This window comes from uncultured Metabacillus sp., assembly GCF_947503125.1.
In the GTDB taxonomy this organism is placed as follows: domain Bacteria; phylum Bacillota; class Bacilli; order Bacillales; family Bacillaceae; genus Metabacillus.
The window spans coordinates 1-359 of sequence record NZ_CANNCR010000198.1 but is presented as its reverse complement, the minus strand read 5'-3'; the positions used below and the strand labels follow the sequence as shown (position 1 = coordinate 359).

Annotated in this window: 1 pseudogene; it reads right to left on the bottom strand. The window is 41.8% G+C overall.

The features are described from left to right. Nucleotides 1-69: 69 nt before the first annotated feature. A pseudogene (locus Q1B07_RS26815) lies at nucleotides 70-330 on the bottom strand (ATP-binding protein); the annotation flags it as partial. Nucleotides 331-359: the final 29 nt, after the last annotated feature.

Genomic DNA, 359 nt, shown 5'->3' with positions numbered 1-359 from the left:
GTTTTTTGCAAGCGAAAAGTGCAGAAAGTTGCAGCGAAAAATACATAGGCTTGCAGCTCATCATTTAATTCAAATTACATCAGGGGGGTTCACTGAGGAAAGTGCATTTTTTAGACGGTAACTTTCTCCTGTGAACGCTACAATGTGCGCGTGGTGGACCAGTCGGTCCACGAGTGCGGAGGTCAGCCGGTTATCCCCAAACACTCGGTTCCATTGGCCAAATTCTAAGTTGGATGTTACAATTACGCTTTTGTGTTCATAACAGTCGGCAATGATGTGAAACAATAATTCAGATCCCTGTTTTTGGAAAGGGACGTAACCAACTTCATCTTATGGAAAGTTAATTATTATGTAAAGTT